Origin of the sequence: Streptomyces jeddahensis, from assembly GCF_001642995.1 — a bacterium.
Classification (GTDB): domain Bacteria; phylum Actinomycetota; class Actinomycetes; order Streptomycetales; family Streptomycetaceae; genus Streptomyces; species Streptomyces jeddahensis.
This window is the reverse complement of sequence record NZ_LOHS01000196.1, coordinates 19,449-42,981: the sequence shown is the minus strand read 5'-3', so window position 1 is coordinate 42,981 and position 23,533 is coordinate 19,449. Positions and strand designations below refer to the sequence as shown.

Sequence of the window (23,533 nt, the reverse complement as noted above, 5' to 3'; positions counted from 1 at the left end):
ATGACCACCATGACGCCACAGACGATGAGGCCGCAGGCCAGGGAGCGGGAGTCCGTGGTGGCGGCCACGGAGACCGCGACCGCCAGGGAGACCGCGACCGCCAGGGAGAGCGCGGCGTCCACGGAGAGCGCGGCGTCCACGGAGGTCGTCGCGTCCACGGAGTTCGTGGAGTCCGTAGAGGTCGCTGAGGGAGCGGCCGAGGTGCGGCGGCACGAGCTCGCCGCGTTCCTGCGCAGCCGCCGTGAGCGCATCACGCCCGAGCAGGTCGGCCTGGCGCGCGGACGCCGCCGGCGCACCCCGGGCCTTCGCCGCGAGGAGGTCGCGCAGCTCTCCGCTGTCGGCGTCACCTGGTACACCTGGCTCGAACAGGCCCGGGACATCCAGGTATCCGTCCAGGTCCTCGACGCGCTGGCCCGCACCCTGCTGCTGGATCCCAGCGAGCGCGCCCACCTCTTCAAGCTGGCCGGCGCCGCCGACCCCGCGCCGGGCACGCCCTGCCCGTCGATCACTCCGGCGCTGCGGCAGGTGCTGGCGCAGCTGGAGCCCCTGCCGGCCTGCATCCAGAACAGCCGGTACGACATCCTCGCGTACAACCGCACGTACGGGCGGCTGCTGTGCAACCTCGACGCGATCCCGCCCGAGGACCGCAATGGCATGATCCTCGCGTTCACCAACGAGGAGTGGCGGTCGTCGATCGTGATGCTCGACGAGACGATGCGGCTGATGGCCGCCAAGTTCCGGGCCGCGATGGCCGGCCATCTCGCCGAGCCCGCCTGGAAGATGCTGCTCAAGCGGCTGGAGTCGGAGTCGCCGGAATTCCGCGAGGCGTGGGAGCGGCACGAGGTGCTGGGCGCGCAGAGCAAGACCAAGCAGTTCCGCAACGCCGACGTCGGGCTGCTCACCCTGGACCACACCGACCTCTGGCTGGGCCCGGCGCACGGCCCGCGCCTCGTGACGTACGCCCCGACGGACGCCGAGTCGCGGGAGCGGCTGGAGAAGCTGCACGCTTTGGCGCTCGCCGTTGGGTGAAACCGATGGCCGGCCCGCGACGCGGGCCGGCCGCGGTCAGGCCACCGGGTCCAGGAAGGTCAGCACCGAGGCGTCCTCCTCGATCAGCGGGGCGAGTGCGGTGTTGAACGGGCCGCCGTACGGGGCCTTCAGGTGGGCCTGGAAGGCGTCCTCGTCCCGGTACACCTCGAAGATCCAGTAGGCGCGCGGGCTCGACGCCTTGGTGTAGACGTCGAAGGCGAGGTTGCCGTCTTCCTCGCGCACCTTCTTGGCGTACTCCAGGATCAGGCGGGCGACCTCGTCCTCCGCGCCCTCGCGTGCGGTGAACTCGGCGAGCAGGGTCTTGTTCACGGTGTGGTGTCCTCCGTGGTCGGCGTGATGTGAGGATCAGTCGCGGTAGGAGTCGAGGTGCCAGACGCTGGCCCGGTCCAGCTTCACCGAGCCGTTCTCGGCGAAGACCTGCACCCCCTGGCTGCCGGGGTCGGGGAAGATCTGGTCGGTGATGACCGCTTCGCCACTGCCGCCGAAGACCTCGACGGACGACCAGTCGACGAGGATCCGCAGTTTCACCTTGCCGTTCTTGGCCTGCAGTGGTGCTCGCTGGACGCCGGGGAAGGAGCTGTTGAAGTCCACGGCGCCGGAGCGGGTGCGGTCGACGTACAGCTCCTGTGTCGTGGTGTCGTAGCCGATGGCGGTCTCCTCGCCGTCGGCGCCGGTGCGCACCTTGAGGCCGAAGCGTTCGGCGTCCTTGAGGGAGAAGGTGGCCTCGATGTCGAGTGCCTTGCCCTTGGCCGCGGGGCCGATCAGGGGCTTTGTGGTGCTCTTGACGGTGACGCCGGCCGCCGACGCCGGGTGCCCTTGCCGTAGGGACTCCAGGCTGCTCACCGGCTTGCTGGTCAGCCGGATCTGGCCGTTGATGGTGCGCAGGGCCATCTCCCGGGGGGCGCTCTGGGCGCCGCGCCAGGGGGAGGTGGGGATGGCGCCGCTGTAGTCCCAGTTGTTCATCCAGCCGATCATGTACCGCTTGCCGCCCGGTGCGTTCTCCCAGGACACCGCCGCGTAGTAGTCCTTGCCGTAGTCGGCCCAGTCGGCGCGCTGCACCACGGACTTGGCCGGGGTGTCGGCGGCGGTGAACTGGTCGGCCAGGATGTGGCCCCAGCCGGCGGTGTTCATGTCGACGATCTGGATACGTGCCTTCTTGCCGGCGTAGGGACGCAGGTCGAAGGAGGCCCAGTCCAGAGTCTCGCTGTTGGAGCCGGTGGCGCTCCGGACGACCTCGCCGTCGACGATCAGGTTGACGGACGTCTCCTGGGAGACGGGCTGGGCCTCGGTGTCGGACAGCATGATGTGGTCGACGTTGAGGTGGCCCCAGCCGCCGGTGTTGTCATCGACGATCCTGATCTGCGCCTTCTTGCCGGCGAGGTCGCCGACGTCCCACGAAGCCCAGTTGAGCGCCTCGGCGTCCTTTCCGGTGGTGCTGCGCACGACCTGGCCGTCGACGAGGAGTTCGAGGGCGGTGGGGTTGGCGGAGCCCGCGGGGTGGTAGCCGCCGCCGATGAGGAAGTTGATGTGCTTCTTGTCGATGGTGAATGCGGGCGAGGTGAGGGTGCCGGTCGTCGAATCGCCGTTCAGGTAGGTGTTGACGAGGCCGCTGCCCAGGAATCCGGAGACTTCTTGCTGGTTGGGGAGGGTGCCGGTGGCCGGTGCCGAGCCGAAGGCGTCTCCGGTCTTCGTCCAGTCGCCGTAGCTGCCGCCTTCGAAGTCGGCGAGGAGCGTACCCTCGGGTGGAGGCCCCTGCTCCATGACGGTACCGGCCTCGTGCGGGTGCCGTCCGCCGCCGACCTTGAAGTTCAAGTAGGGGCTGTCCACGGTGAATTCGGGTGAGGTGAGGATGCCGGTGGCGCCGTCACCGCTGTGGAAGCTGTTGGCGAGGCCCTTGCCGTCGAAGCCCTCGACGGTCCCCTGCCCGGCCAGTGCCCCGGCCGCCGGTCCGTCGCCGAACGCGGTGCCGGCCGGCGTCCACGTACCGAAGTCGGTGCCCTCGAAGTCCTGCACCACCGTGCCGGTGGGCGGGGTGTAGGTGCCCTTGTCCTCGGCGGTGAACCTCTTGCCGTCGAAGTCGCCGATGAAGTACTGGGCGGCCGAACCGCCCGCGATACCACCGGGGTTGATGTTGACGACCAGGACCCACTTGATGTTGTTCTCGTCCCCGTCGACCGCGAGGGGGAACAGGTCCGGGCACTCCCACACGCCGCCCGTCGCACCGGCCGGCCCGAACTCGCTGAGCAGGTCCCAGTCCTTGAGGTTCTTCGATGAGTAGAACCGCACCTTGTGCTCGGTGGACAGCGACACGGTCATCAGCCAGCTCTTGGTCGGCTCGTACCACTGGACCTTCGGGTCACGGAACTCTCTGGAGCCGATGTCGATGACGGGATTGCCCTGGTACTTGGTCCAGGTGCGGCCGCGGTCGGTGCTGTAGGCGAGCGACTGGGCCTGCGTGCCGCCGTTCTTGTAGGCGCTGGTGTAGATCGCCACCATGGGCGGGTTGTTCTTGGTGCCGAACCCGGTGGTGTTGTTCCAGTCGACGACCGCGCTGCCGGAGAACACCATCTCCTTGTCGTCGTGCGACAGGGCGAGCGGCAACTCCTCCCAGTGCACGAGGTCCTTGCTCACCGCGTGCCCCCAGGACATGTCACCCCAGGAGTTGCCGTTCGGGTTGTACTGGTAGAAGAGGTGATACTCGCCCTTGTAGTACACGAGGCCGTTGGGGTCGTTCATCCAGTTCTTCTCCGGGGTGAAGTGGAACTGGGGCCGGTAGGTCTCGGAGTACGGCGGGGTGTCGGCAGCGACGGCTTGGGGGGCGAGCGAGGCCCCCGACAGGGCGCACACGGTCGCCACCGCCGCGATCAGCCGCGTGCGGGCATGAGGGGATACACGTCCAGAGCTCATGGGGTCTCCTGTGCTGCGGCCGTCCACGCTGCGGAGCCTGCTGCCGGCACGGACGGACGGAAAAGTGACTCCTTGCCCGGCGCCGTCGTCCGCGGCGCCTTGGCAAGGAGGTGTCATCGTTGACTTGTGTCATCGATGACATCAAGTGGGCCCGATGATGGGGGTAATCCGGCTATCGCGTCAACGGTGCGGTCCTGATTCCCCGGCGCGGCTCGGCTGCCCGTTTATCCGCGCCCGGCTGTGGCGAGCCGCGCCAACTCGCTTTGCCACGGCGGGTTGGGACCGGCAACCGAGCAGGTCAGGGCTGCAACCTGAGTGGCGAACCGGCCGGCTTCGGCGACATCGTCGAGGCGGAGTTCCGTCAGTCGGCCGCCGAGGAGGCCGCGGGACCCGAGGTGGTGCAGCAGCCCGGCGGTGAAGGAGTCCCCTGCCCCCACCGTGTCGACGACCTGTGCCGCCACCGCGGGCACTTGTAGCCGTTCGCCGTCGAGTGAGGCCAGGGCGCCGTCGGCACCGCGCGTGATCACGACCAACCGGGCCCCGGCCGCGTGCCAGATGTCGCACGCCTGGTCGGGCGGCGTGCCCGGCAGCAGGAGTTCCAGGTCGTCCTCGCTCAGCCGGAGCACATCGGCAAGGTCGCACCAGTGCGCCAGCCGGGCGCGGTAGACCTCGGGATCCACCAGCAGTGGCCGGACGTTGGGGTCGATGCTGATGGTCGCCCGAGGGGCCGCCGCCGCCAGGAAATCCTCCACCACCGCCGCGCCGGGTTCCCGGACCAGGGCCAGGGACCCGGTGTGCACGCAGGCGGTCTCGGACAGGTCCACCCGCGCCAGCTCCTCGGCTGTCCACTGCCAGTCGGCCGTGTTCTGCGCATGGAAGGAGAAGGCGGCCTGCCCCTCGGCGTCCAGCTCCGCCACGGCCAGTGTGCTGGGCTCCGCGGCCGCGACGGCGCTCGACAGGTCCACCCCGGACGCCTCCAGGTGGGCCCGGAACAGGCGACCGAACACGTCGCCGGACAGTCGCGCGAGGAAGCGGGCCGGGGTGCCGAGGCGGGCCAGGGCGACGGCTGTATTCGCAGGTCCGCCACCAGGCAGGACCCGCAGGGCGAGTTCGTTCGAGGTGCTTGCGGGTTCGGTGAACGCATCCGCGACGCACTCCCCCAGGACGGTGATCTGGCGCGGGCTCATGGGCTGCTCTTCTCTGTGAACGCACGGGCGAAGGCGGACACGGACCGGGCATCCGCCGCGGCCGTTACGGACTTGTGTCGGGTGCAAGGCATTGACGTTGCCGGGAGGCGGAGTCCATCATCCTCGGCAAGCAGTGTCAACGATGACATATGTCAACGATGACACCTCGGGACGGCATGCTCCGATGCCGCCGCACCGCCCGCGATCCCGCAGGAGTCCTTCATGTCTCGCACCCCTCGTCTGCCCTCAGCCCTCCTCAGAGCCGCCGCGTGCACCGGCCTGGCTGCCCTCACCCTGACGGCCTGCGGATCCGGCTCCGGAACGGACACCGCCGGCTCCGGTTCGGGCAGCGTCAAGGTCGGTCTGATCACCAAGACCGACACCAACCCGTTCTTCGTGAAGATGAAGGAAGGTGCGGAGAAGGCCGCCAAGGCGGACGGCGTCCAACTGATGACCGCCGCGGGCAAGTTCGACGGGGACAACGCCGGTCAGGTCACCGCCATCGAGAACATGGTCGCCGCCGGGGTGAAGGGCATCCTGATCACCCCCAGCGACTCCAAGGCGATCGTGCCCGCGATCGAGAAGGCCAAGGCCAAGGGCGTCCTGGTCATCGCCCTGGACACCCCGACCGAGCCTGAGAGCGCCGTCGACGCACTCTTCGCCACCGACAATCTCAAGGCCGGCGAGCTGATCGGCGAGTACGCCAAGGCCGCCATGAAGGGCAAGACCGCGAAGATAGCCACCCTCGACCTCGCGCCGGGCGTCTCCGTCGGCGTCCAGCGGCACAACGGCTTCCTCAAGGGCTTCGGCATCGACGACAAGGACCCCTCGGTCGTCTGCTCCCAGGACACCGGAGGCGACCAGGCCAAGGGCCAGACCGCCATGGAGAACTGCCTCCAGAAGGAACCCGGCATCAACGTCGTCTACACGATCAACGAGCCGGCCGCCCTGGGCGCGTACACCGCACTGAAGGCCAAGGGCCGGGAGAAGGACGTGCTGATCGTCTCCGTCGACGGTGGCTGCACCGGCACCCAGGCGGTCAAGGACGGCAAGATCGCGGCGACTTCGCAGCAGTACCCGCTGAAGATGGCCGCCGAGGGCGTCAAAGCCGTCGTGACGTACGCCAAGGACGGCAAGAAGGCGTCCGGTTACACCGACACCGGCGTCACCCTGATCACCGACAAGGCGCAGGACGGGGTCACGTCCAAGGACACCGCCTACGGCCTGGAGAACTGCTGGGGCTGAGCCGCCCGCGGCCCCCGACCCACCGTTCGACACCCCCTCGGCGGGGCGGCCGGCCCCTCCTCCCCGACCAGGGACGGCCGCCTCCTTCTCCCCTTGTCCTCCGGCAAGGACTGACCAGGACTTCTGTCTCCCGACAAGGACTTCGCATGACCGCCACGTCCACGCCCCCGAGCACGTCCTCGCCGTACGCCGAGCTGAAAGCGCCGACCACGGCCCGCAGACTGCTCACGGCACCGACCACCGGCCCGCTGGTCGCCCTCCTCCTGGCCTGCGTCTTCTTCTCCTTCTCGACCGACCAGTTCTTCACGGGCGGCAACTTCTCGCTGATCGTGCAGCAGGTCATGGTCGTCGGCACCCTCGCCATCGGTCAGACCCTGATCATCCTCACCGCGGGCATCGACCTGTCGTGCGGTGCCGTGATGGCGTTCGGCAGCATCATGATCGCCAAGATGGCCGCCGAGGGCTCACTGCCCCCGCTCGTCGCCATCGCGCTGGGCATAGCCGTCTGCGGCGGCTTCGGCCTGCTCAACGGACTGCTGGTGCAGAAGATCCCGCTGCCGCCGTTCATCGTCACCCTCGGCATGCTCAACGTGGCGTTCGCACTGACCCACATCTACTCCGAGGAGCAGACGGTCACCAACCTGCCCGGCCCGCTGACGGCTCTCGGGCAGACCTTCCCGCTCGGCAATACCGACATCACCTACGGCTCGCTGGTCACCATCGCCCTGTTCCTCCTCCTCGCCTACGCGCTGAGCAGCACCGGTTGGGGCCGGCACGTCTACGCGCTGGGCAACAGCCAGGAAGCCGCGCGCCTGAACGGCATCCGCACCTCTCGCCTGACCATCGGTGTCTACACCGTGGCGGGCCTGCTGTACGGCATCGCAGCCCTGCTGCTCATCTCCCGCACCGGAGTCGGCGACCCCCAGGCCGGACAGACCGACAACCTCGACAGCATCACCGCCGTGGTCCTCGGCGGCACCAGCCTCTTCGGCGGACGCGGCTCGGTGCTGGGCACCTTCATCGGCGTCCTCATCGTCGGCGTCTTCCGCAACGGCCTGCAACTGATGGGCGTCGCCTCCATCTACCAGACGCTGATCACCGGAGTCCTGGTGATCCTCGCGGTGACCGTCGACCAGATCTCCCGGAAGAAGGCCCGATGACCACCACATCCTCCCCCACCCCCGTCCTGCAGGCCCGCGGTCTCGTCAAGCGCTACGGCCACGTCACCGCCATCGACGGCGCCGACTTCGACCTGCTGCCCGGCGAGGTACTCGCCGTCATCGGTGACAACGGTGCCGGAAAGACCAGCCTGATCAAGGCACTTACGGGTGCGGTGGTCCCCGACGCGGGCGAGATCCGGCTCAACGGCGAGCCGATCCAGTTCTCCGGGCCGCAAAGTGCGCGCGCCCACGGCATCGAGACGGTCTACCAGGACCTCGCCGTGGCCGCCTCCATGGACATCGCGTCGAATATGTTCCTCGGCCGCGAACTGCGCCGCCCCGGCATCCTCGGCAGCGCCTTCCGCATGCTCGACAAGAAGCGCATGCGCCAGGAGGCCGCCGAGCACATGGCCGATCTGAAGATCGGCCTGCGCTCGCTGACACAGTCGGTCGAGACCCTCTCCGGCGGACAGCGGCAGGCCGTCGCGGTCGCCCGTTCCGTCGCCTGGGCCCGCAGCGTCGTCGTCATGGACGAACCCACCGCCGCGCTCGGCGTCAAGGAGTCCGGCCAGGTCCTGGACCTCATCCGCCGCGTCCGGGACAAGGGCATGCCGGTCGTCCTGATCAGCCACAACATGCCCCACGTCTTCGAGATCGCCGACCGGATCCACGTCCACCGGCTGGGCCGGCGTGCTGCCGTGATCAAGCCCTCGGACTACTCCATGGCGGAGGTCGTCGCCATCATGACCGGCGCACTCACCGTGGACGCGGCCGGAGATACTGTCGTAGCGGATTCCGAGGCGGCGAAGGCCGCGGGACTCCAGGCCACCTGACCACATCACTCGGCACTCGACGGAATCCGGCCGAGGCCGCGGCCGGACCCGACGAGCACAGGAGACCGTTCCTCCATGGCTGCGAACCGCCGCCCCACCCTGGCCGACGTCGCCCGAGAAGTGGGCGTCAGCGCCAAGACCGTCTCCCGCGTCCTCAACGAGGACGGGCCCGCCTCGGCCCAGACCAGGGAACAGGTGCTCGCCGCCGTGGCCAAGCTCGGCTTCCAGCCGAACCTCATGGCCCGCAACATCCGCGTCGGCGGACCCGACACCACCATCGGGCTGGTCATCCCCGACCTCGGCAACCCCTTCTTCGGCGCCGTGGCCAGGAGCATCGAGGACACGGTCCGCGAACGCGGACTGACCCTGCTCCTGGGCTCCTCCGCAGACGACCCCGACCGCGAACGCGCCCTGACGGACAAGTTCCTCGCCCGCCGCGTCAGCATCCTCATGGTCGTGCCCTCCGTCGGCGCCGACCACTCCCACCTCAAGACCCACCGCACCGCGGGCCTGCCCGTCGTCTTCCTCGACCGTCCGGGAGTGGGCCTGTCCACGGACAGCGTCGTCAGCTCCAACCGTGCGGGCGCCCAGGACGGCGTCGCCCACTTGATCACCCACGGCCACCGGCGCATCGGCTTCGTCGGCGACCTCCCCACCAAGCTCTACACACGCCGCGAGCGCCTGGCCGGATACCGCGCGGCCCTGCAGGAAGCCGACATCCCGTACGACCGCTCCCTGGTCACCGATGCCCACGACCAGCACGGGGCCGCCGCCGCAACCTCCCAGCTCCTGGGCCTGGCGGATCCGCCCACCGCCTTGTTCGCCGGCAACAACATCGTCGCGCTGGGCATCATCACCGAACTCGCCCACAGTGACCGAAAGGATGTCGCCGTCGTCGCCTTCGACGACGTGGAACTCGCCGAGGCACTCGAACCGGCCCTGACCGTCGTCGCCCAGGATCCCGAGGAAATCGGCAGATCGGCAGCCGCCACCGCCCTGGCCCGCGTCGACGGCGACCGCTCCCGCGCCCGAACCATCACCGTCCCCACCCGACTGATCGTCCGCGGGTCGGGGGAACGGCCCGCTCCGGTGCTGCAGGAGGCATGACCAGGGAGGCGTGCTGCGATGCCGCCGAGTACGGTCCTTGCCCGAAAGGCGGAGGCGGCAAGACGGCGTGTTCCCGGTGTTCGCCGCCTTCTTCGTTGCCGACTCGGCGAGCGGCGAACCCTGAAGTACGCGTTATGCGCGGCCTGGCACCCCGGCCGTCTGCTGAATCTCCGCCGTCTCCAGGCGTTCCGCCGTGCGCCGGGCCGTACGGCGAGCCCATGTGCCGCTCGTCAGGGCGCCCAGGGCGAGGACGGCCAGGCCGCAGGCCGTGATGATCCACCAGGCGGGACTGGCGGCGGCGACGAAGCTGTCGCGGTACGCGGAGCTGCTCACGCCCGACGCGAGGACCGCGCCGATCACCGCGACGCCGAGCGTCGCGCCGATCTGCCGGCTGGTGGACGCCACCGCGGCGGCGACGCCGGCCTGGGCGCGCGGCATCCCGGCGACCGCGGTGTTGGTGATCGGCGCGTTCACGAAGCCGAATCCGACGCCGAACAGGACATAACCGATCACGAGCGTGGTGTTCGCCGTCTCCGCTTCGAAGGCCGCGAAGAGAACGCCGCTCGCCGTCATCGTCACGCCCGCGACCAGCAGCGAGAGCCGCGGCCCCCGGCTGCCGACCAGCCGCCCGGACAGCGGGGCGCACACGAAGCACATCGCGGCCATGGGCAGCATCCACAGGCCGGCGTGGAGGGCGTCGAGGCCGCGTACGTTCTGGAGGTAGAGCGTCGACAGGAACAGGAAGCCGCCGAGCGCGGCGAACGCGCTCACCGCGACCCCGACCGCCCCGCTGAACGGAGCGCTGCGGAAGAACCGCAGGTCGATGAGCGGTTCGGCGCGCCGCGGCTCGTAACAGAGCAGCCCGACGAGCGCGCAGAGTGCGACCGCGGCGCAGGTCAGGATGAGCGGTGAGGCGAGCCCCTCGGCGGGCGCCTCGATGATCGCGTACGTGAGGCAGCCGAGCAGTGCGATCACCAGCAGCTGCCCGACGGGGTCGGGGCGGCGGGGCTTCGGTGCGCGGGACTCGGGGACGTAGCGCCCCGTGAGTAGCAGTGCCGCGACGCCGATCGGCACGTTCATCCAGAAGATCGAGCGCCAGCCGACCGACTCCACGAGCAGCCCGCCGATCAGCGGTCCCGCCGCCATCGATATGCCGACGACACCGCCCCAGACGCCGATGGCGCGGGCGCGCTCGCGCGGGTCGGTGAAGGTGTTCGTGATGATCGACATGGCGACCGGGTTGAGCATCGAACCGCCGACGGCCTGCACCATCCGGAAGACCACGAGCAGCTCGAGGCTGGGCGCGAGCGAGCAGAGCGCCGAGCCGACGGTGAAGACGACAAGCCCGGCCTGGAAGACCCGGCGGCGGCCGATGCGGTCGGCGGTCGAGCCCGCGAGCATCAGGAGCGAGGCCAGCACCAGCGTGTACGCGTCGATGGTCCACTGCAGCCCCGCGACGCTCGCGTCGAGGTCTCTCTGCAGGGACGGCAGGGCGACGTTCAGGACGGTGTTGTCGAGGCTGACCATCAGCAGGCTCAGGCAGCAGATGGTCAGGACGAGCATCTGACGGCGGTGGCTGAGCTCGGGCATGACGCACACGGTACTCCTGTAGTACGCCTAACTAAAGGCTTTCGGCCGACGCCGGACGTCTGGGCGACAATGAGGGAATGTCCACGCCGTCCACCGCGCCCACGCCGTCCACCGCACAGTCCGCTCCGTCCGCTCCGTCCGTCATGGCAGCCTCCACGCTCTCGATCGGTCCGCACACGGTCCAGCCGCCCGTCGTGCTCGCTCCCATGGCGGGTATCACGAATGCGCCGTTCCGCACGCTCTGCCGTGAGTTCAGCGGGGGCAAGGGGCTGTTCGTCAGCGAGATGATCACGACGCGGGCGCTGGTCGAGCGCAACGAGAAGACGATGCAGCTGATCCACTTCGACGCGAGCGAGACGCCGCGGTCGATCCAGCTGTACGGCGTGGACCCGGCGACCGTCGGCAAGGCCGTCCGCATGATCGTCGAAGAGGACCTCGCCGACCACATCGATCTCAACTTCGGCTGCCCGGTGCCCAAGGTGACCCGCAAGGGCGGCGGCTCGGCCCTGCCGTACAAGCGGAACCTGCTGCGCGCGATCCTGCGCGAGGCGGTCGGCGGGGCCGGTGATCTGCCCGTGACGATGAAGATGCGCAAGGGCATCGACGACGACCACATCACCTACCTCGACGCCGGGCGCATCGCCGTCGAGGAGGGCGTGACCGCGATCGCCCTGCACGGGCGGACCACCGCCCAGCACTACGGCGGCACCGCCGACTGGGACTCCATCGCGCGGCTGAAGGAGCACGTGCCGGAGATCCCCGTCCTCGGCAACGGCGACATCTGGTCCGCGGACGACGCGCTGCGGATGATGCGCGAGACCGGGTGTGATGGGGTGGTCGTCGGGCGCGGGTGCCTGGGGCGGCCGTGGTTGTTCGGGGATCTCGTCGCCGCCTTCGAGGGGCGGGACGACCTGGCCCGGCCGACCCTTCGCGAGGTTGCGGCCGTCATGGTGCGGCACGCGACGCTGCTCGGCGAGTGGCTGAACGACGAGGCGCGGGGCGTCATCGACTTCCGCAAGCACGTGGCCTGGTATCTGAAGGGCTTCTCGGTCGGCTCCGAGATGCGGAAGCGGCTCGCGGTCGCCGCTTCGCTCGCCGATCTCGAGGCGGGGCTCTCCGAGCTCGATCTCGAGCAGGAGTGGCCCGCGGGGGCCGATGGGCCCCGCGGGCGGACGTCCGGGAAGAACCGGGTGGCGCTGCCGGACGGGTGGTTGGCCGACCCCTATGACTGCGCTGGGGTGGGCGAGGAGGCGGAGCTGGACACGTCCGGGGGCTGACGCGCGGCCGTCGCCCCGCGGCGCCACCGCTGTGGGCAGTCGTTCCGCTGGGGCGGAACGGGTGGGCACAGCGGAGCCCTCTGCGCAGGGCGCGCTGTTCCACCCCCGGGCAACCCACCGTCGGGGCTGGCCGGGGGTACGGTGCGCAGCCCGGCGCGTCGGGGTTCCGCCTGTGCCCACCCGTTCCGCCCCAGGCGGAACGCATGCCCACAGGCGGCGGAGCAGAACCTACGCGCCCCCAACCGCCGTGAGCAGAGCCAACGGCGCTGCCGCCGAGCGGGACTCCCGTACGCACGCGTGCGGGTACGGAACCGGCGACGGGTGCGTCGAGCGGTCGTAGCCGGCGAGGACCTCCGGGAGGCGGTGGCCGTCGGCCGTTGCCGCGTCGACCAGGGCGTGGGCCACCGCCCGCGCCTCGTCGTGCAGCCCGTACCGGGCAAGGCCCAGGGCGATCAGGGCGTTGTCGTGCGGCCAGACCGAGCCCCGGTGGTAGGACAGCGGGTGGTACGCGGGCTGTCCCGTGGCGACCGTGCGAACGCCCCAGCCGGAGAAGAAGTCGGGCTCCAGGAGACGGCGGCCGACCAGTTCGCCGTACTCCTTGTCGAGCAGGCCCGACCACAGCAGATGGCCCGCGTCCGAGGCGAGCGCGTCGACGTGCCGGCCGTCGCCGTCCAGGGCGAGCGCCGGGAAGTCGTGCTCGGCCATCCAGAATTCCCGCTGGAAGCGGTCGCGCAGGTCGGCGGCCGCCTGTTCCAGCAGGTCGGCGTACACCTCGTCGCCCCAGACGGTGCGGGAGAGCTGGGCGGTGCGGCGCAGGGCGTCGTACGCGTAGCCCTGGGCGCCCGCGGCCATCACCGGGCCTGTGGCGCGGCTGCCGTCCGCCGAGCAGATGGCGCCCGGCGAGTCCTTCCAGTTCTGGTTGGCGAGGCCGCCTTCGTCCGCGCGGTAGACGAGGTAGCCGCGTGAGGTGAGGCCGCCGTGGTCCAGCATCCAGCCGACCGCCGCGCGCGCGTGCGGCTCGAGGCGGCGGGCCAGGGCCGCGTCGCCCGTCTGCTCGACATAGGCGCCGAGGAGCACCAGGAACAGCGGGGTCGCGTCGACCGAGCCGTAGTACCGGCCGTACGGCACCTGGCCGAAGTGCGCCAGCTCGCCGTGGCGCACCTCGTGGACGATCTTGCCGGGCTGGGCGACCGTACCCGCGGACGCCTCCGGGGCCTGCACCGCGGCCAGCGCGGGGAGCGTGGCGGCCGCCAGCTGCGGACGGTAGGGGAGCGCGAAGAGCGAGGTCAGCAGCGCGTCGCGGCCGAGCAGGGTGAGGAACCACGGAACGCCCGCCGCCGGTACGCGCAGCTCCTCGCCGTCGGGCCCGGTGGCCGGGACCTGCAGGACGGCCAGGTCGGACAGGCCCCGGGCGCAGGCCGCGGCCAGCTCCGGCCAGCCGTCGGGGAGGGCGATGCCGTCGGTGAACTCCCGCTCGATGTCGGCCAGGCGGGAGGCGGCGGCGGACGGGGAGTGCGGCACCTGCGGCTCGTCGGTGCCGTGCGGGCGGGCCGCGACGCGCAGGATCAGCTCGGCCGTGGCGCCCGGCTCCAGCTCCAGCGTCCAGACGAGGCGCCGGGCGCCTGTCCCGGTCTCCTCGACGCCGTCCGGCTCGGGCTCGGCCGTGACGGTGGTACAGGACCGCCACTCCCCGCGCCGGTAGCTGAACTCGACGCCGTCCTCCAGGACCCGCCGACTGCGGACGGCGCCCGTCTTCGCGTACGTACGGTGGTCGGAGCGCAGCTCGAACTGGTCGGTGAAGTCGGCGTCGACCGTGAGCCCGATGCGGACCGTCGCCGGGACGGGCCGGTTGGAGGCGATGCGCAGCGCCTCCACGAACGAGCCGTCCGCGACGGCCTGCTCACGGAAGAGCGTGTACGCGGGCGGCTCCTGACGGCCGCCGCGCGGCACGAGCACGCAGCGGGCCGTGCCCGCCGCCGCCCCGTCCGATGCGCCCCCGCCGTCCGGTCCGGGCAGCCCGTTCGGCCCGTCCGCGACCGGTGTGAGGACGTCCGGTACGGCCCCGTCGACCGTCAGCTGCCACCGGCTGAGATGCCGGGCGTCGCGCACGAACAGCCCGTCGGGCGAGGTGCTGCCGCGCACCCCGCTGATGTCGCCGCCGTGGCCCACGGCCGCGAACGTCCCGCCGTGCACGAGCAGATGATGCCGGTCCGTCATCGCCGGTCCCCTCCCTTGTCCTTGTCGAAGCCGTCGTGCTTTTCGAAGCCGTCGTGCTTGCCGAAGCCGTGGTACGCGTCGAACCCGTCGTGCTGGTGGACCTCGTCGTACTGACCGAGCCCATCGGACTGACCGAGCCCGTCGCGCTGGAACCTCCTGGCGCGCGCGTCGCCGTGCAGCAGATCGAGGGTGAGCGCGGCCGTCCAGCTGAAGCCGCGCGCGCCGCACCCCTCGCCCGTGTACGGGTCGACGTACTCAGCGAAGTCCGATGTGGCCGCCGTCCTCAGCAGCGCCGAGCGCAGGCCGTCCGCGAGCGGGCGCTCGCCGTGCAGGCGCAGGCCCCGCTCGAGGAGCCAGTTGGTGTTGAACCAGGCCGGGCCGCGCCAGTACCGGTGCGGATCGAAGGCCGGGCCCTTCAGGTCGTAGCTGGGCACCAGGCGTGCGCTGCCGCCGAGCTCGAAGTGCGGCCCGCGGGCGGTGTCCACGAGTGCCCTGGCGACGGACCGGGGGAGCATCGGCAGGATCAGCGGCAGCAGGCCCGCGACGCTGCGCGCCGGGACGAGGGAGCCCCGGCCGCGAGCGGCGGGGTCGCGCAGGTCGCGGCAGAAGAAGAGCCCCTCGGCCGGGTCCCACAGCCGCTGCACGAGGGTGTGCGTCAGCCGCTCCGCGCGCGCGTGCCGCGCGGTACCGGCCGCTCCCAGCTCGCCCGCGATCCGCGCCAGGGCGTGCTCGGAGGCGATCAGCAGGGCGTTGAACGCCGGGTCCTCGACCGCGAACTCCCCGGCCCCGTCGGCGTACCGCCCGTCGCGGTAGTCGGCCGCCAGCCGCACGTACCGCCCGTAGTCCAGGTCGGTGGGCCGGTCCTCCGCGGCGCCGTGGTCGAGGTCGGCGCGCCGGAAGGTGCGGGCGGAGGCGGGCTCCACGCGCGCGAGGGGCGCGTCCCAGGCGGGGCTGTTGTCCATGCCCTGCTCCCAGGGGTGGACGACCGCCGCGAGGCCGTGGCCGCCCAGGTCCCGGCGGTGCAGCAGATAGCGGTGCCAGGCGGCGAGCCGCGGATAGACCCGCGGAAGGAACGAGCGGGCGCGGGAGAGCTCCGGGTCGGCACGGTGCACCAGCCAGGCGGCCAGGGCGTGCGCCGGTGGCTGGACTATGCCGGACGTCTGTACGGTGCGCGGCGCGCCGGCCGCGCTGCCCGCGGTGGAGGAGCGCCAGAAGTCCGGGCTGGGGAAGTAGGCGTCCAGGGCGATGGCGGGATTGAAGACGATGTGCGGGATGCGGCCGTCACCCCACTGCGCGTTCAGGAGAGTCTCCAGCTCCACCTGTGCGCGCAACGGCGACAGATGGCGCAGTCCGATGGCGATGAACGCCGAGTCCCACGACCACTGGTGCGGATACAGACCGCGCGAGGGCACCGTGGACGTGCCGGTCCAGTTGGCCCCCAGGACGCGGGCGGCGCTGAAGTGCAACGACTCCGCGGAGTCCGCGGGATTGAAGGCAATCGCTCCGCTATGCGCGCTCTCACCACGGCCGGGCGGAGGGGGTGAGGCGGCGGTGCACACGGTGCCGGCGTGCCCGCTGCGACGGGCGGTGAGCTGGGTTGTGCGATCCACGCAGGTCTCCCCGAAGACGTACGGCCGACCAGTTCGGCAATGGGTACCGTAGGGTTACGTCTATTTAACACGCAAAACCCAATATGTAATGTGGAGTTGCACGACGCAAGAGGGTTCAGGAGGAGGAAACATGGCCGGGGGCCAGGCGAGCGCCGGAGACCTGTTGCATCTGGTGCGCAGTGGGCGCGCGACGACCCGCGGTGCGCTCCAGCAGATGACGGGGCTGTCCCGGGCCACGGTCGGCCAGCGGCTCGACCGGCTGTTCCGGGCGGGCTGGCTGCGCGAGGGCCAGGCCGGTCCCTTCGACAAGTCCGCCTCTCCGCTCGGCGGGCGCCCCTCCATTCGGCTCGAGTTCGACGACGCCCATGCGGTGGTGCTCGCCGCCGACCTCGACACCCGCCACGCGCGCGTGGCGCTGCTCTCCCTCGCCGGCGAGGTGCTCGCCGAGCACACGGGCTCGCTGCTCGTCGAGGAGGGCCCGGAAGCGGTCCTCGGCGAACTCGGCGGCTGGTTCGCCGACTTGCTGAAGCAGACCGGCACCCACGCCGACCGCGTGTGCGGCATAGGCCTCGCCGTGCCAGGACCGGTGGACAGCGACACCGGCCGCGTCGTACAGCCGCCGATCATGCCGGGCTGGGACCGCTACGACATACGGGGCCGGCTGCGCCGCGCCTTCGCCGAGCAGGCGGGCGGTGCATCGGACGTGCCGGTGCTCGTCGACAACGACGCGAACCTCATGGCGTACGGCGAACAGCGCACCGGATACCCGGACTGCTCGGCCTTCGCGCTCATCAAGGTCTCCACCGGCATCGGCGCCGGCGTCGTCGTCGACGGCGCCGTGTACCGCGGGATCGACGGGGGTGCCGGGGACATCGGGCACATCCGGGTGCCGGAGGGCGCCGACGCGCTCTGCAAGTGCGGCTCGTACGGCTGCCTGGCCGCCGTGGCCAGCGGGCGCGCCGTCGCGCAGCGGCTGACCGAGGCGGGCGTACCGGCCACGTCCGGCTCGGACGTGCGCGAGCTGCTGGCGGCCGGGCACCCGGAGGCGGTGCGGCTGGCGCGGGATGCGGGCCGCCGGGTCGGCGAGGTGCTGGCCACCGTCGTCACGCTGCTCAATCCCGGGGTGCTGATGATCGCGGGCGACCTGGCCGGAACCCCGTTCCTGACGGGTGTGCGCGAGCTGCTGTACCAGCGGGCGCTGCCGCGCTCGACGGCCCGTCTTGAGGTGGTCACCTCGCGGCTGGGCGAGCGGGCGGGGCTCATGGGCGCGGGGGCGCTGGTCGTGGAGCATCTGTACGCCCCGGAGCGGGTGGAGGAGCGGTTGCTGGCCCTGGGGCTGTGACGGCCCTGTGACGGCCGGCCGGCGCTACGGCTCCGGGTCCTGGGCCCGTCCGGATAGTGAAATCCAGCCCGCGTCTGTAGCGTGATTCTCGCCACCCTTGATAGCTGGTGCGCTCAGATGAGCGGATCTTGAGAGGGTCCACTTCTCCAAGGGGTGGCACTGAGTGCCATCGGTCATGACTTCAAGAAGTGGAAGCAGGTGTGAGTTCATGTGCTCACATGAGCGTTTACTCTCCATCTACGGGCGTTGATTAATTCAAGATCTAAAAACATCCAGGCGCAAACTTGAGGGGCCTCATCACTTTCGATCTACTGGCGGACGGGTGGTTACAGCCGTATGACGCGCAAGTGGACGTACCGAGGTGCCTTCGATCTGGGTATGTTCCTCGCCGTCAGGGCAGCCACCGCGTCCTCGAGGAGTCGAGTCCCGTGTCGGAAAACAAAGATCCCCACGTACCTCAGGGCGTGAAGTTCGTTTACGACTTCACCGAAGGCAACAAGGACCTCAAGGATCTGCTCGGCGGGAAGGGTGCGAACCTCGCCGAGATGACCAACCTCGGTCTGCCCGTCCCTCCGGGCTTCACCATCACCACCGAGGCCTGCAAGGTCTACCTCGACAGCGGCGAGGAGCCGGAGGCACTGCGTGACGAGGTGAGTGCACACCTCGACGCCCTCGAGCAGAAGATGGGCAAGAAGCTCGGCCAGGCCGACAACCCGCTGCTCGTCTCCGTCCGCTCGGGCGCCAAGTTCTCGATGCCCGGCATGATGGACACCGTCCTGAACATCGGGCTCTCCGACAAGTCCGTGTCCGGTCTCGCGGCCCAGGCCGGCGACGAGCGGTTCGCCTGGGACTCGTACCGCCGCCTCATCCAGATGTTCGGCAAGACCGTCCTCGGCGTCGACGGCGACCTCTTCGAAGAGGAGCTGGAGAAGGCCAAGAAGGCCAAGAAGGTCACGGTCGACACCGAGCTCGACGCGGCCGACCTCAAGAAGCTGGTCACGAAGTTCAAGAAGATCGTCAAGACCGAGGCCGGGCGCGACTTCCCGCAGGATCCGCGCGAGCAGATGGACCTCGCCATCAAGGCCGTCTTCGACTCGTGGAACGGCGACCGCGCGAAGCTCTACCGCCGCCAGGAGCGCATCCCGCACGACCTCGGCACCGCCGTCAACGTCTGTTCGATGGTCTTCGGCAACCTCGGCCCGGACTCCGGCACGGGCGTCGCCTTCACGCGCGACCCGGCCTCCGGCCACCAGGGCGTGTACGGCGACTACCTGCAGAACGCGCAGGGCGAGGACGTCGTCGCGGGCATCCGCAACACCGTGCCGCTCGCCGAGCTGGAGCAGATCGACAAGAAGTCGTACGACCAGCTCATGCAGATCATGGAGACCCTGGAGAACCACTACAAGGATCTCTGCGACATCGAGTTCACCATCGAGCGCGGCCAGCTGTGGATGCTGCAGACCCGCGTCGGCAAGCGCACGGCGGCCGCGGCCTTCCGGATCGCGACGCAGCTCGTCGACCAGGGGCTGATCGACGAGGCCGAGGCGCTGCAGCGCGTCAACGGCCAGCAGCTGGCGCAGCTGATGTTCCCGCGCTTCGACGAGGCCGCGAAGGTCGAGAAGATCGGCCGCGGTATCGCGGCGTCGCCGGGCGCGGCGGTCGGCAAGGCCGTCTTCGACTCGTACACCGCCGTGAAGTGGTCCCGGTCCGGCGAGAAGGTCATCCTGATCCGCCGTGAGACCAACCCGGACGACCTCGACGGCATGATCGCCGCGGAAGGCATTCTCACGAGCAGGGGCGGCAAGACCTCGCACGCCGCCGTCGTCGCGCGCGGCATGGGCAAGACCTGTGTGTGCGGCGCCGAGGAGCTCGAGGTCGACACCAAGCGGCGGCGGATGACCACGGCCGACGGCACGGTGATCGAGGAGGGCGACGTCGTCTCCATCGACGGCTCGACCGGCAAGGTCTACCTCGGCGAGGTGCCCGTCGTCCCGTCCCCGGTCGTCGAGTACTTCGAGGGCCGCATGCACGCGGGCGCCGACGACGCCGACGAGCTGGTCGCCGCCGTCCACCGGATCATGGCGTACGCCGACCGGGTGCGCCGGCTGCGCGTCCGCGCCAACGCCGACAACGCCGAGGACGCTCTGCGGGCGCGGCGCTTCGGCGCCCAGGGCATCGGCCTCTGCCGCACCGAGCACATGTTCCTCGGTGAGCGGCGCGAGTACGTCGAGCGGCTCATCCTCGCCGACACCGACGAGGAGCGCGAGGACTCCCTCAAGGCCCTCCTCCCGCTCCAGCGGCAAGACTTCGTCGAGCTCTTCGAGGCGATGGACGGCCTGCCCGTCACCGTCCGCCTCCTCGACCCGCCGCTGCACGAGTTCCTGCCCGACATCACCGAGCTGTCGGTCCGCGTGGCGCTCGCCGAGTCCCGCAAGGACGCCAACGAGAACGACCTGCGGCTGCTGCAGGCCGTGCACCGGCTGCACGAGCAGAACCCGATGCTGGGTCTGCGCGGTGTCCGCCTCGGCCTGGTCATCCCCGGCCTGTTCACCATGCAGGTACGGGCGATCGCCGAGGCCGCGGCCGAGCGGAAGAACGCCAAGGGCGACCCGCGCGCCGAGATCATGATCCCGCTCGTCGGCACCGTTCAGGAGCTGGAGATCGTCCGCGACGAGGCCGAGCAGGTCATCGCCGAGGTCCAGGCCGCGACCGGCGTCGAGCTGAAGCTCGCGCTCGGCACGATGATCGAGCTGCCGCGGGCCGCGCTCACGGCCGGTCAGATCGCCGAGGCGGCGGAGTTCTTCTCCTTCGGTACGAACGACCTGACGCAGACCGTGTGGGGCTTCTCCCGGGACGACGTGGAGGCCTCGTTCTTCACGGCCTACCTGGAGAAGGGCATCTTCGGGGTCTCGCCGTTCGAGACCATCGACAAGGACGGCGTGGGCTCGCTCGTGCGGAACGCCGCACAGGCCGGCCGTGCGACCCGCCCCGACCTGAAGCTCGGCGTCTGCGGTGAGCACGGCGGCGACCCGGAGTCCGTGCACTTCTTCCACGAGGTGGGCCTGGACTACGTCTCCTGCTCGCCGTTCCGGATCCCGGTGGCGCGCCTGGAGGCCGGGCGGGCCGCGTCCTCGGCGAAGGGCAGCGACAACCGCTGAGCGAACCGGTGGCCGGCGACGGTTGGCCGGCCACCGCCTGATCCCCCGGAGCCGCCGTCGGTCCCCGACCCTCAACCGATCGCCGGCGGCTCCGGTGCCCTGATGGAGGGGCGGCACCCTGTGCGGGGGTGCCGCCCCTCCTGCTTCATCTGCCGAGACTGTCGAGCTACGTCGCTGACCAGGGAAAATGTGGACGAGGCCGAGCTACCCGACCGGTGAGCCAGGGCCTGTCCGGTCGGCGGGGAGGAACACCGGACAGGCCCTGGCGGATTCAGGCGGACCAGGGGCGCATGCGGACGGTCGGGGTCAACCGCGGTTCGTTAGTCCCGGTGCAGCCAGACCGTGGTGTCCGGTGGCAGCAGCCCGTCGTTGTGCAGCGGCCTCGATGTGAGGAGGGGCCGGTAGGCGTCGGGGAGCGGGATCGGCTGGTCGGAGAGGTTGACCGCGCACAGCAGTCCGTTGCCGCGTTCGAAGACGAGCGTGCCGTCGGGGCTGTCCAGCCAGCGGAACTCCTCGCCTGCCAGACCGGGCGTGGTGCGGCGCAGGCGCAGGGCCGAGCGGTAGAGCTGGAGCATGGAGGTGGGGTCGGCCTGGTTGGCTTCGGCGGTGTAGGACTTCCAGTCTTCGGGTTGGGGGAGCCAGGGGGTGGCGCCGGTTGTGCTGAAGCCGAAGGGTGGGGTGTCGCCGGTCCAGGGGAGGGGGACGCGGCAGCCATCGCGGCCTCGGATGGTGTGGTCGGAGCGTTCCCAGGTGGGGTCTTGGAGGGCTTCCTCGGGGAGGTCTTCCACTTCGTACAGGCCCAGTTCTTCGCCCTGGTAGATGTAGGCGCCGCCGGGCAGCGCGAGCATGAGGAGGGTGGCGGCGCGGGCGCGGCGGGTGCCGAGGGTGCGGTCGGAGGGGTGGCCCTGGTCGCGCATCGGGTTCGTCACGCCGGTGTAGGCGCGGCCGTAACGGGTGACGTGGCGGGTCTCGTCGTGGTTGGAAAGGACCCAGGTAGCGGGGGCGCCGACGGTGGCGAGGTCGGTGATGCTGTGGTCGATGACCTCCCTCAACCGATCTGCTTCCAGGGGGCATTTGAGGAAGTCGAAGTTGAAGGCGGTGTGCAGTTCGTCGGGGCGCAGGTAGTCGGCGAGACGCCCAGGGCGGACGTGGGCCTCGGCGACGAAGACGCGGCGGTCGGGGTAGTTGTCGGCGATGGCGCGCCAGCTGCGGAAGATGTCGTGGATGCCGTCGCGGTCCCAGTGCGGGTGGTTCTCCTGGCCCTCGCGCGCCAGGACGGAGAACTCCGAGAGGCCCAGGTCCGGCAGCGCAGGGTCCTTGGCCATGCCGTGGGCCACGTCGATGCGGAAGCCGTCGACGCCCAGGTCGAACCAGAAGCGCAAGATCGATTCGAACTCTGCGCGGACCTCGGGGTTGTCCCAGTTCAGGTCGGGCTGTTCGGGGGCGAACAGGTGCAGGTACCACTGGCCGTCGGGCGTGCGGGTCCAGGTGGGGCCGCCGAAGGCTGCGTGCCAGTCGTTGGGCGGCAGGGAGCCGTCCTCGCCCCGCCCCTCGCGGAAAATGTACCGCTCCCGCTCGGGGGAGCCAGGTCCTGCGGCGAGTGCCTGCTGGAACCAGAGGTGGTGGTCGGAGGTGTGGTTGGGGACGATGTCCAGGATCACGCGCAGGCCGAGGTCGTGGGCTTCGGTGATGAGCTGCTTGGCTTCGTCGAGGGTGCCGTAGGCGGGGTGAATGTCGCGGTAGTCGGAGACGTCGTATCCGCCGTCGGCCAGCGGGGAGGGGTACCAGGGGTTGATCCAGATGGCGTCGACACCGAGGTAGGCCAGGTAGTGCAGGCGGGAGCGGAGGCCGGCGATATCGCCGATTCCGTCGCCGTTTTCGTCGGCGAAACTGCGTATGTAGACCTGGTAGATGACGGCGGAGCGCCACCAGGAGTCGCTTGTGTTGCTCACGTTGCTGGGTTCCTGACTGTTCGGTGTGCGTGTGGGGGTGAAGCAGGGGAGATGCCTGCGCTAGCCCTTGACCGAGCCCTGCAGCAGCGCCTTGACGAAGTGGCGCTGAAGGAACAGGAATACGAGGATCGTGGGCGCCATGATCAGCAGGGCTCCGGCGTTCAACAGGACCTGGTCGGTGCTGTATTTCGTGGTGAACGCCTGCAAGGCGCCGGCCATGGTGCGTTTGTCGGGGTCGTCGATGAGCACCAGGGCGAGCAGGAACTGGTTCCAGGTGGACAGGAACATCAGCAGGGCCAGGGAGGCGATCGCCGGGCGGGCCAGCGGCAGGTGGATGTGGCGCAACGCCCGCCAGGGGCCGGCGCCGTCCATGCTCGCGGCCTCCGACAACTCCCGTGGGACGTTGGCGAAGTGCGCTCGCATCCAGAAGACCGCGAACGGCATGTTCATTCCGATCAGCGGCAGGATCAGCGCCCACTGGGTGCCCAGCAGGCCCATCGCCTTGACCTGCTCGTACAGCGGGACGATGACGATCTCGTACGGCAGGGTAAGGGTGAGGACGAGGACCGTGTAGAAGAGGCGGCCGAGCGGGATCTCCAGGACGGCGATCGCGTACGCGGCCATCGTCGAGATCAGCACCGCGACGGGTACGACGCCGAGGACGATCAGGGTGCTGGACTTCAGCAGGGTGGTGATGTTGGCGACGTTCCAGGCGTCGGCGAAGTTGTGCCACTGCGGGTCGCTGGGCCAGCTCAGGCCGCTGGGGAAGGAGCCCTGGGGCGCGAGGGCGGCGCTGACCATGCTCAGCAGCGGTACGACGGAGTAGAGCGCCGCCGCCGCGATCAGTACCAGCCCGGGCGCGCGTCGGCGCAGTGTCTGTGTCGGTGCGGGCATGGGG

At 70.2% G+C, this 23,533-nt stretch carries 16 protein-coding genes; 8 read left to right on the top strand and 8 right to left on the bottom strand.

The window, feature by feature from the left end; translation table 11 throughout:
- Nucleotides 1-9 precede the first annotated feature (9 nt).
- The gene (locus tag STSP_RS34985; protein ID WP_232789921.1) at nt 10-1,029 is read left to right on the top strand and encodes a helix-turn-helix transcriptional regulator; all 1,020 of its coding nucleotides are present in this window, start codon (nt 10-12) and stop codon (nt 1,027-1,029) included.
- A gap of 36 nt (nt 1,030-1,065) precedes the next feature.
- Here STSP_RS34985 and STSP_RS34980 read toward each other — a convergent pair whose 3' ends face one another.
- From STSP_RS34980 to STSP_RS34970, 3 genes are all read right to left on the bottom strand, one after another.
- Nucleotides 1,066-1,359 carry a putative quinol monooxygenase gene (locus STSP_RS34980; RefSeq protein ID WP_067285099.1) on the bottom strand — a complete coding sequence of 98 codons (294 nt, stop codon included), beginning with the start codon at nt 1,357-1,359 and terminating at the stop codon, nt 1,066-1,068.
- Between the two features lie 36 nt (nt 1,360-1,395).
- A complete protein-coding gene (locus tag STSP_RS34975; RefSeq protein ID WP_067285098.1) occupies nt 1,396-3,957 on the bottom strand; it encodes a glycoside hydrolase family 32 protein in 2,562 nt (853 codons plus the stop codon).
- A 224-nt stretch (nt 3,958-4,181) separates the two neighbouring features.
- Nucleotides 4,182-5,144, bottom strand: a complete 963-nt coding sequence (locus STSP_RS34970) for a carbohydrate kinase family protein (protein WP_067285096.1) — start codon at nt 5,142-5,144, stop codon at nt 4,182-4,184.
- A gap of 222 nt (nt 5,145-5,366) precedes the next feature.
- On the opposite strand from STSP_RS34970, the gene STSP_RS34965 reads away from it, so the two are divergent.
- The 4 genes from STSP_RS34965 to STSP_RS34950 all read left to right on the top strand — a co-directional run bounded on the left by STSP_RS34965 (nt 5,367) and on the right by STSP_RS34950 (nt 9,489).
- The gene (locus tag STSP_RS34965; RefSeq protein ID WP_067285094.1) at nt 5,367-6,389 is read left to right on the top strand and encodes a sugar ABC transporter substrate-binding protein; all 1,023 of its coding nucleotides are present in this window, start codon (nt 5,367-5,369) and stop codon (nt 6,387-6,389) included.
- Nucleotides 6,390-6,535: 146 nt separating this feature from the next.
- Nucleotides 6,536-7,549, top strand: coding sequence for an ABC transporter permease (locus tag STSP_RS34960; RefSeq protein ID WP_067285092.1), 1,014 nt, complete (start codon nt 6,536-6,538; stop codon nt 7,547-7,549).
- Entirely contained in the window at nt 7,546-8,382 is an 837-nt protein-coding gene (locus tag STSP_RS34955) for an ATP-binding cassette domain-containing protein (RefSeq protein WP_067285090.1), read from the top strand. The genes STSP_RS34960 and STSP_RS34955 overlap by 4 nt, the downstream gene beginning before the upstream one ends.
- Nucleotides 8,383-8,457: 75 nt before the next feature.
- Complete coding sequence (locus tag STSP_RS34950; protein ID WP_067285089.1) at nt 8,458-9,489, top strand: LacI family DNA-binding transcriptional regulator; 1,032 nt, start codon at nt 8,458-8,460, stop codon at nt 9,487-9,489.
- 132 nt (nt 9,490-9,621) lie between these two features.
- Here the strand turns inward: STSP_RS34950 and STSP_RS34945 are convergent, their stop codons facing one another.
- Nucleotides 9,622-11,079: an MFS transporter gene (locus tag STSP_RS34945; protein ID WP_067285087.1), complete on the bottom strand. Its 1,458-nt coding sequence runs from the start codon at nt 11,077-11,079 to the stop codon at nt 9,622-9,624.
- A gap of 143 nt (nt 11,080-11,222) precedes the next feature.
- On the opposite strand from STSP_RS34945, the gene dusB reads away from it, so the two are divergent.
- Entirely contained in the window at nt 11,223-12,356 is a 1,134-nt protein-coding gene (gene dusB / locus STSP_RS34940) for a tRNA dihydrouridine synthase DusB (protein WP_107441492.1), read from the top strand.
- A 228-nt stretch (nt 12,357-12,584) separates the two neighbouring features.
- Here dusB and STSP_RS34935 read toward each other — a convergent pair whose 3' ends face one another.
- Complete coding sequence (locus STSP_RS34935; protein ID WP_067285084.1) at nt 12,585-14,573, bottom strand: amylo-alpha-1,6-glucosidase; 1,989 nt, start codon at nt 14,571-14,573, stop codon at nt 12,585-12,587.
- Entirely contained in the window at nt 14,570-16,183 is a 1,614-nt protein-coding gene (locus tag STSP_RS34930) for an MGH1-like glycoside hydrolase domain-containing protein (protein WP_408646400.1), read from the bottom strand. Before STSP_RS34930 ends, STSP_RS34935 begins: the two co-directional genes overlap by 4 nt.
- A gap of 130 nt (nt 16,184-16,313) precedes the next feature.
- Between STSP_RS34930 and STSP_RS34925 the strand changes: the two genes are divergently transcribed.
- Both STSP_RS34925 and ppdK read left to right on the top strand, forming a co-directional pair.
- Nucleotides 16,314-17,525 (top strand): ROK family protein, encoded by a 1,212-nt coding sequence (locus STSP_RS34925; RefSeq protein ID WP_067285083.1) that lies wholly within the window; start codon nt 16,314-16,316, stop codon nt 17,523-17,525.
- A 428-nt stretch (nt 17,526-17,953) separates the two neighbouring features.
- Nucleotides 17,954-20,683, top strand: coding sequence for a pyruvate, phosphate dikinase (gene ppdK / locus STSP_RS34920; protein ID WP_067285081.1), 2,730 nt, complete (start codon nt 17,954-17,956; stop codon nt 20,681-20,683).
- Nucleotides 20,684-21,003: 320 nt separating this feature from the next.
- Here the strand turns inward: ppdK and STSP_RS34915 are convergent, their stop codons facing one another.
- The gene (locus STSP_RS34915) at nt 21,004-22,635 is read right to left on the bottom strand and encodes a glycoside hydrolase family 13 protein (RefSeq protein WP_067285075.1); all 1,632 of its coding nucleotides are present in this window, start codon (nt 22,633-22,635) and stop codon (nt 21,004-21,006) included.
- Between the two features lie 60 nt (nt 22,636-22,695).
- Nucleotides 22,696-23,529, bottom strand: coding sequence for a carbohydrate ABC transporter permease (locus STSP_RS34910; RefSeq protein WP_067285073.1), 834 nt, complete (start codon nt 23,527-23,529; stop codon nt 22,696-22,698).
- Nucleotides 23,530-23,533 lie beyond the last annotated feature (4 nt).